Origin of the sequence: Bacillus cereus (assembly GCF_002564555.1) — a bacterium.
Lineage (GTDB): Bacteria > Bacillota > Bacilli > Bacillales > Bacillaceae_G > Bacillus_A > Bacillus_A cereus_K.
The window spans coordinates 54,730-62,151 of record NZ_NUVD01000011.1 but is presented as its reverse complement, the minus strand read 5'-3'; the positions used below and the strand labels follow the sequence as shown (position 1 = coordinate 62,151).

Genomic DNA, 7,422 nt, shown 5'->3' with positions numbered 1-7,422 from the left:
ATTTTTGTTACAAAACTTCTATTATACTAATACGCTTGATAGAAATACGATTAATGCTGTTAATACTACTGCTCCACTTGCTGATCCTACGAAATCACCTTTTGTTACTTGTAATACTTGTTCGTTGTTCATAATTTCCATTCTCCCTTCGTTTATCTTTTATTACAAAACTTCTATTATACTAATGCGCTTGATAGAAATACGATTAATGCTGTTAATACTACTGCTCCACTTGCTGATCCTACGAAGTCACCTTTTGTTACTTGTAATACTTGCTCTTTCATATCATTTATCCTCCCTTTTAATAAGTTATCTATATGTAATTTCTAAGAAATGTTTGTTTCATAGTTTTTATCTTAACGTTACATTGAAATTAATAACGTAACGTTTGTAACATTAATGTAACATAACTATTATTACGTTGCAATATAATTACGTAAATTTTATTACATTTTTTTTACGTTTTTTTATAACGCCCTCAAAAACCCTTGTTTTAATGCACTTTCCACTAGATTCACGTTTGTAACATTCGTGTAACATTACGGTCATAAAACGAAATATAATCATATTCCTCCCTATTTTTGTTACAAACCAAAGTAAAACTCTAATTAATGACAGTGAATCTAGTGAGTTTTTACTGAAAGTTAATACGGGATAAAATACCATCCTTCCAAGATAAGTTTATATGTTTCCTCTATATAACTATGTATAATAAAGACAAAGAGGTGGTCATTTTGAAATTAATCGCATTAGATATGGATGGTACACTACTATCATCTAATCTTGAAATCTCCAAAGAGAACTTACAAGCAATCCAAACTGCACAAGAAGCTGGGCATATTGTAATGATTTGTTCTGGCCGTGCGAAAGAGGATGCTTTAAAACTGTTGGAAGAATATCAATTATCTCTTCCAGTTGGAGCAAGCAATGGGGCAATTGTTTATGTGGACGGAAAAGTAATTAACTCGCGTTGTATACAAAATGATAAAGTGTATAAGCTTGCAAAATTACTAGAATCTGAAGGTTTTCCATATAAGCTATATACGAATAAAGGAGTTTATTCTCCATATACATGGCAAGAACGAGTTATGCAAACATTCGAAGAAAACAAGCATACGCTAGATGTTACATTAGAAGAACTCGAGCGAATTACAGAACAGCAAAAGAAATCAAACTTGATTACAGATTTCCAAAAAATCGAAGATGTTGTTAACAATCCAGAACTAGAAATATCTAAATTCTTCATTTTAACATTTAATGCGGGACATCGCGCACAGCTATTAAGCGTGTTACAAGAAGATGCTGATATTATGGTTACAGCCTCAGCTCCTACTAATTTAGAAATCATGGACATAAATGGACATAAAGGAAACGGGCTAAAGCAGATGGCAGCCCATTTTAATATTCCAATTGAAGATACAATTGCTATGGGTGATAATTTTAATGATGTACCAATGTTAGAAGTCGCTGGCTTATCTATAGCAATGGGAAATGCTGAAGAAGATGTGAAAAAACTATGTGATGTTGTAACATTAACGAATAATGAGCATGGTGTTGCTCACGCAATCGAGCAATTTGTATTGAAACAAACTTCATCTAGTAAATAAAAAAGGACTCTTTCAATTTGAAAGAGTCCTTCTCTTTTATACATGATGACAAGCAACAAAATGTTCTTCACCAACATTACGAAATTCCGGTACCGTTTTTTTACAAACCTCTGTAGCAAACGGGCAACGTGTATGAAAACGACAACCTGAAGGTGGATTCGCCGGACTTGGAATATCACCCTCTAGTATAATTCGCTCTCGCTTCACTGTTGGATCTGGTATTGGCACAGCTGATAACAATGCTTTTGTATATGGATGAAGTGGGTTCGTAAATAACTCATCACGCGGAGCGGTCTCCACAATCGTTCCTAAATACATAATCCCAATTTTCGTACATAAGTGCTCCACTACACTTAAATCATGCGAAATGAATAAATAAGATAATCCCTTTTTCTCCTGTAACTCACTAAATAAATTAATGATTTGCGCTTGAATAGATACATCTAGTGCCGCCACAGGTTCGTCAGCTACAATAAACTCTGGATTTAATACCATGGCTCTTGCGATAACGATGCGCTGACGTTGTCCACCAGAAAACTCATGAGGATACCGGTCAATATGATATGGAGCTAAGCCACATAACTCCAAAACTTCTATCACTTTTTCACGAACGTTTTCTTTCGTCGCTAGTCCATGAGCCAACATTGGTTCACCAAGCGCTTCTCCAATTCTCATTCTTGGATTTAATGAGCTAAATGGATCTTGGAACACGAGCTGCATGTTAGGACGATGTTTTCTCAATTCCTCCTTGGATAAAGAATAAACATCGTGTCCTTTAAACTTCACTTCTCCCTCCGTTTTTTGGACAAGACGTAAAATTGTTTTTCCTATCGTTGTTTTCCCGCTTCCTGATTCACCAACAAGACCAAATACTTCACCTTTATTAATAGTAAAACTTACTCCATCAACTGCTTTTACATGTCCAATCGTTCTACTAAATATGCCACCTTTAATCGGGAAATACGTCTTTAAGTTTTTTACTTCTAATAATGGTTCACTCATTGTTCCGCACGCTCCTCGTATAACCAGCAAGCTACTTTATGATTCTCATCATGTACATTCAGATTTGGTGCCTCTTCTTTACATATTTCCATACAGTGCTCACAACGACCGCTAAAGTAGCAAAATTCCCCTAAGCCAACTAAATTAGGAACTTGCCCTGGAATAGAATAAAGTTTATCTATTCGTTTCCCCATTACTGGTTTTGATTTTAGCAACCCTTTCGTATACGGATGTTTCGGATTTTGGAATATTTCTAGTACCGGAGCTTCTTCAATAACTTTTCCTCCATACATAACAACAACGTAATCAGCCATTTCTGCTACAACGCCTAGATCATGTGTAATTAATAAGATCGATGTTTTGAATTCCTCTTTTATTTGTCTTAGTAAATCTAATATTTGTGCTTGAATCGTAACATCAAGAGCTGTTGTCGGTTCATCTGCAATTAATAACTTCGGATTACAACTAAGTGCAACAGCAATCATAATACGTTGCAACATGCCACCACTCAGTTCATGCGGATAAGAATGGACAATTTCATCAGCGCGAGCTATACCGACTTTACGAATTAATTCGATTGCCTTCTTATACGCTTCATTTTTACTAAGTAGTTCATGCTCTCTTAACGTTTCTACAATTTGTTCTCCTACAGTGAATACAGGATTCAGCGATGTCATCGGTTCTTGGAAAATCATCGCAATGTCATTGCCTCTTAAACTACGAAGTTCTTTCTCCTTCATTTCTAAAAGACTTTTTCCTTCATATAAAATATCGCCGCCTACTACACTGCCGGATTCAGCAATAAGCCCCATAATGGATAGTGCTGTTACACTCTTCCCGCACCCTGATTCTCCTACAACACAAACTGTTTCACCTTCTCGAACTGCAAAACTAACATGATTAACAGCTTTTACTGTCCCTTCCTCCGTCTGAAAGTGTGTTTGTAAATCTTTCAGCTCTACTACCGCTTTACTCATATCTTCTCACCTACCGTCTCATCTTTGGATCTAACGCATCACGAAGTGCGTCACCAAGTAAATTAATGGATACAACTGTTATAAAGATTGCAAAACCGGGTGGAATCCATAACCACGGACGCTTTTGAAAGTCGATTAATGAGTTAGCTGCGCTAATCATATTTCCCCACGATGGTGTAGGCGGGACGACGCCGAGACCTAAGTAACTTAATGCGGACTCTCCTAAAATAGAACCAGCAACGCCTAATGTAGAGACGACAATTAATATCGGTAAAACATTAGGGATTAAGTGATATATAATTTTTCGGTAATCTTTTATTCCTAACACATCAGCAGCTTGCATAAACGCTTGCTCCCGAAGTGATAAAATTTGACCTCGTACAAGACGTGCAAGCCCTGGCCAGCCTACTAAACTTAAAATAATCATAATGACATACAGACGATAATCAGACGGTACTTTCCACTCTGATAAAATTGCCCCCATTATAATAAGTAACGGTAATCCTGGCATCGACATTAAAATATCTGCAAGACGCATAATAATATTATCGACGATACCACGATAAAAACCTGCAATAGCTCCTAATACAGCTCCTAGTATCACGGATAAAACCATTGAAGCTAAGCCAATTGTTAATGAAATCCGTCCCGCTTGCATGAGTCTTGTTAAAATATCTCTTCCTAATTGATCTGTACCAAGCCAATGAGAAAAACTAGGTGGTTTATTAATTAACGCAACTTGTATTTTTCCTGATGCATATGGCGAAAAGAACGGTCCGATAAAACAAAATAAAAACATAAAAATTAATGCATACAATCCTACTAGTGCCATCTTATTTCTCTTTATCTTTTTAAAAGCTTGTCGCCACGGTGATGATTCATTTCTTCTTCTCTTTGTTTCTTTTTTCTCTATAATCTCTGTAACAGTTTCCATCTCGTTTCCCCCCTTACTTCAACCGAATACGTGGATCAACAACTGCATATACAATGTCTGCGAAAAAGTTTGAAACGATTGTTAAACAAGAAAGAAACATCGTAAATGCCATTAATACTGTATAATCACGGAAATTAAGTGCTTCTAATTGAATATTACCGATACCTGGCCAGTTAAAAATTTGTTCAATAATAATCGCTCCTGAAAATAAACCTGGTAATTCAAATGCTAATAAAGTAATCGCTGGTAAAATCGCATTTTTCAAGGCATGTTTATAAATAACTGTTCTTTCTTTCAATCCTTTTGCTCGTGCTGTCCGTATGTAGTCTTGCCTTACAACCTCTAACATGCTTGTTCTAAAATAACGAGTTAATGACCCCACTCCAAGAAGTGTCAAAATAAATACTGGTAAAACCATATGTTTTGCAACTTCTATCACATAAGCAAACCCAGTAGAATTACTACCAACATCAATCATTCCACCTATCGGTAATAACTTAAAGTCAACCGCAAACACTTTAATTAAAAATAGGCCTATAAAGAATGAAGGGAATGACATTGCTGCAAAGACACCAATTGTTACAAGTTTATCGAATAAAGAATGTTGCTTCGTTGCTGAGAATACACCGATAATAAGTGCAATTAACCAAATAAAAAATAATGCAATAACTGCTACACTAAAAGAATTCCAAATAAATTTATTTAATAATGACGTTACAGGCTCTTGATATTGAAGTGAAAAACCAAAATCTCCTTGCAAAGCATTACCTAACCAATGAAAATAACGCTCAACAATTGGCTTATTTAATCCATACAATTCCCTAAGTTCAGCTGCTCTTTCTGGTGTGATTTTTGGATTCGAATCAATATAATCACCTGGAAGAAGCGCAAACAAGAAAAAAATAATAATTGATGTACCAAATAGTGTAGGAATCATTTGCAACAACCTACGAACGATATATGTTTTCACCCTTTTTCTCTCCAATCTTATGCTTAAAATAGAAGAACATTTTTTCAAAGCGGCACCTTACTAACCGAATGAAAAAATGTCTTCTACTTATACATTCTTATCGTTATTTTTCAAATGATAATACTGGTAAGTTTGCGCTAATACTGTTGTATTTTTCAGGGTCAATCCCTTTTATATTCCCGTTGTATCCTGTAATTGTTCTACGGTAGTTTAATAGAATTACTGGTGGATCATCACTTAATTCTTTATATAATTCTTTATAAATAGGTTTACGTTTCTCAATATCAACTGTCTCAATACCTTTTTGAATTAACTCATCTACTTTCTCATTTTTATAACCAAGGCTCTTCTCATTGACACCAGACAAATATTCACCAGCTGTTTCACTCGGATCACTTGTAATCGGTGTCGAAACAGAAGCTAAATCATAGTCACCTTTATTTACCTTTGAAAGCATCGTATTAAAGTCCATAAATTCAGGGTTAAATTCTACACCTATTTCTTTATAATTCTCTTTCGCAATTGGAATTAATAAATCACTATCTTTAGCCGAACTTGGGCCGAAATAAGAAAGCTTTAATTTTTGACCATCTTTTTCACGAATTCCATCCGAACCAACTTTCCAGCCTGCTTCATCTAATAATTTTTTCGCTTTTTCTTTGTCGTATTCATATTTATTAACTCCTTCTTCCGTATAAGCCCAAGAAGTTGGATGAATTGGTACATTAGCTACCGTACCGTATCCTTTTAACGCTGTATCAACATATTTTTTACGATCTAATCCGTAAATAAGTGCTTGGCGAACCTTTTTATCCTTTAAGTACGGCTTATTATTATTCATATAAATGTAACTAAATGACGCTGCCGTTTCGATTTGGATATTTGCAAATTCTAAAGCTTTCGCCTGTTCAAGAATTTCGTCACCAGTACCTAGGCCAGTGTAGTCAACTTCACCTGTTTGGAATAATTGAAGCTTCGTATCACCAGAAGTAATTTTATAAATGAAGTTTGGAATTTTTGGTTTCCCTGCATAATAATTTTCATTTGCTACAAAGCGTACTTCTTGGCCTGGAATATATTTATCAAATTTATATGGACCTGCAGCTAGTGGTTTTCCATATAAATCTTTCAAATAATCTAAACTTGTATTTTGTTTATAATCTTTTCCGTAATACGCTTTTGATAATACCGTACCGCCTAAAACAAATATAGCTTGTGAATTCACTTTTTCAGTCGTAACTTTAATTGTTTGTGGATCAACAACTTGAATACCTTCAATTGAAGTTGCTTTTCCTTCTTTATATTCTTTACCACCTTTAACCGCATATTGAGAGATGTCTACTTCGCCTTCATATGCCTTATCGTGTAACAGTGTCAATGTGAATGCCACATCATCTGCTGTTAATGGCGACCCATCACTAAATTTCAAGTCTTTACGTAAATGGAATGTATATGTTAACTGATCAGAAGAAACGTCCCACTTCTCAGCCAATTCAGGAATTGGTTTCCCCTGTTTATCAGTTGATACAAGAGATGCAAAAATAACAGAAGTCACGTTTCCATCCCAACCGTTTTGTTGGAAATATGGTAAAAATACGCCGCCTGGTTTACTAATCCCCACAACTAACGTATCTTTTCGATTCTTCGCTTTATCTGGCACTTTCGTTTTATCTGCCGCAGCGATCTTTTCAATTTTTATATTTTTTAAATCTTGCTGTTTAACCGGTTCTGTAGAAGCCGTATCCTCCTGTCCCCCACAAGCAGATAACACAAGCGAACTACTCAGTAATACCGAAAATACACCAGCCCATTTTTTTGTCTTTTTCTTCATTGTCCCCACCCTAACTTTTTTTTTAATAATTACACCTTATGAACTGCTTGCCTTATGTATGCCTCCCACAGCAACATTTATAGCCAATCGGAAAAGTCGGT

Annotated in this window: 8 protein-coding genes; 1 reads left to right on the top strand and 7 read right to left on the bottom strand. The window is 35.5% G+C overall.

Features of this window, described 5'->3' with window-relative positions; all coding sequences use genetic code 11:
• Nucleotides 1–21 precede the first annotated feature (21 nt).
• The gene (locus COI75_RS05250; protein WP_001058534.1) at nucleotides 22–132 is read right to left on the bottom strand and encodes a DUF3948 family protein; all 111 of its coding nucleotides are present in this window, start codon (nucleotides 130–132) and stop codon (nucleotides 22–24) included.
• A 44-nt stretch (nucleotides 133–176) separates the two neighbouring features.
• Complete coding sequence (locus COI75_RS05245) at nucleotides 177–284, bottom strand: DUF3948 family protein (protein ID WP_000664235.1); 108 nt, start codon at nucleotides 282–284, stop codon at nucleotides 177–179.
• A 450-nt stretch (nucleotides 285–734) separates the two neighbouring features.
• Between COI75_RS05245 and COI75_RS05240 the strand changes: the two genes are divergently transcribed.
• Complete coding sequence (locus COI75_RS05240) at nucleotides 735–1,607, top strand: Cof-type HAD-IIB family hydrolase (protein ID WP_000766431.1); 873 nt, start codon at nucleotides 735–737, stop codon at nucleotides 1,605–1,607.
• 36 nt (nucleotides 1,608–1,643) lie between these two features.
• On the opposite strand, the gene COI75_RS05235 is transcribed toward COI75_RS05240, so the two are convergent.
• The 5 genes from COI75_RS05235 to COI75_RS05215 form a co-directional block, all read right to left on the bottom strand.
• Nucleotides 1,644–2,609 (bottom strand): ABC transporter ATP-binding protein, encoded by a 966-nt coding sequence (locus COI75_RS05235; RefSeq protein ID WP_001294498.1) that lies wholly within the window; start codon nucleotides 2,607–2,609, stop codon nucleotides 1,644–1,646.
• Nucleotides 2,606–3,586 (bottom strand): ABC transporter ATP-binding protein, encoded by a 981-nt coding sequence (locus COI75_RS05230; RefSeq protein ID WP_000030771.1) that lies wholly within the window; start codon nucleotides 3,584–3,586, stop codon nucleotides 2,606–2,608. The genes COI75_RS05235 and COI75_RS05230 overlap by 4 nt, the downstream gene beginning before the upstream one ends.
• Nucleotides 3,587–3,596: 10 nt before the next feature.
• A complete protein-coding gene (opp4C, locus tag COI75_RS05225; RefSeq protein WP_000451068.1) occupies nucleotides 3,597–4,520 on the bottom strand; it encodes an oligopeptide ABC transporter permease in 924 nt (307 codons plus the stop codon).
• A 13-nt stretch (nucleotides 4,521–4,533) separates the two neighbouring features.
• Entirely contained in the window at nucleotides 4,534–5,490 is a 957-nt protein-coding gene (locus COI75_RS05220; protein ID WP_000860739.1) for an ABC transporter permease, read from the bottom strand.
• A gap of 103 nt (nucleotides 5,491–5,593) precedes the next feature.
• A complete protein-coding gene (locus tag COI75_RS05215; RefSeq protein ID WP_000730678.1) occupies nucleotides 5,594–7,321 on the bottom strand; it encodes an ABC transporter substrate-binding protein in 1,728 nt (575 codons plus the stop codon).
• Nucleotides 7,322–7,422: the final 101 nt, after the last annotated feature.